Here is a 1,188-nt window from a genome sequence, read left to right on the forward strand (position 1 = left end):
TGTGTCTTAGCCAGTGAGCAGACGCTTGCTCGAGGATGTCGGCGCGCGCGGCAGCGGACGGGTCGCGCTCTCGGAGTTTCACCGCGGCACCCGCAAAGACTTCTTTGACGATCGCGTGCAAAGCGGCGCGGGTCAGAGGCGCGCACGTCTGCGTGCCGCCGTTCGCTGTCGTCGCGCCAATCGGCAGCACCAGCGGCGTATCTTCATTGGGTGAGGGGAGTGCACTCAGCCCGAGATGCTGTCGGTATCGCGAGAGTTCCACCATCATTTCGCGCGTGGCCGGAATCAGACGCTCCTTGCCGCCTTTGCCATGCACAGTCAGCCACCATCTCATCGTGCCATCGACGTCGCGCCTTACAGAGAATTGCCCCATGTTGTTCGCGCCGACTTCCGCGATGCGCAGGCCGCCAAGGTAGAGCAGTGTGAAGAGCCATCGCACGCGATACGCATGAGCGGACTCGCGCGCTGTGTCCCGTGGCATGGTCGCGATGTAGTCTTTGACCTCTTGCCAGATGCTCGGCTCCAAATAGCGAGTGATGTGCGGCGCCGCTTGCCGGGCACGCTGTCGGGAAAGCGAGAGCGGGTTGCCCGCCAGATACCCAGCTTGAACCAGCCACGAAAACAACGCATTCAGAATCACGATGGCCTGGCGCTGACTCGCGGGTGAGAGCGGCCCATAGAACGGGCGCCAGCGCGCATCCGTGCGCGCATGCTTGCGACCGCCGCCTGCGACCCAGGTCGCGGCCGGTTGCGGGTCGGCCAGGAACCGCTGATAGCGCAGGCAGTCCTCGTGTGTGAGGGAGGCGAGCGGCTTGCCGAGCATGACGACGGACCAGAGTACGAGCCGCTCGGCTTCTTTTCGGTAGTTCTCGAACGTTGTCCTCGTATCGACGAAGCGGGACAGCCACGCCCGAATCGCATCGAGGTCGTTGTTCGCGGAGATCTGCGCGCGTCCCGTCGAGGGACGGTTCGAGCCCGCGCTGCCGTCCAATGCAAGCGGGATGACGAGCGTTTCGAGCGGTGCAGGCTCAAGTGCATGGGACGTCGGGGGGAGGCAGGGCGGGCTTCAAGATCACCTCATTTGTTTTCGCTCCTTTCGGCCATTGTCCTCGACATTATAGGATTAATGTCAAATCCATTGCCAAGTGGCGTTAGGATTAAAGCGAAATACGTTGTATTATGAGTGCT

At 62.1% G+C, this 1,188-nt stretch carries 1 protein-coding gene; it reads right to left on the reverse strand.

All coding sequences use genetic code 11. The features are described 5' to 3' along the window. The coding region (locus tag AWB74_RS44710; RefSeq protein WP_061152823.1) for a tyrosine-type recombinase/integrase at nucleotides 1–1,003 on the reverse strand (1,003 nt) is incomplete at its 3' end. Nucleotides 1,004–1,188 lie beyond the last annotated feature (185 nt).

This window comes from Caballeronia arvi, from assembly GCF_001544695.2.
In the GTDB taxonomy this organism is placed as follows: Bacteria; Pseudomonadota; Gammaproteobacteria; order Burkholderiales; family Burkholderiaceae; genus Caballeronia; species Caballeronia arvi.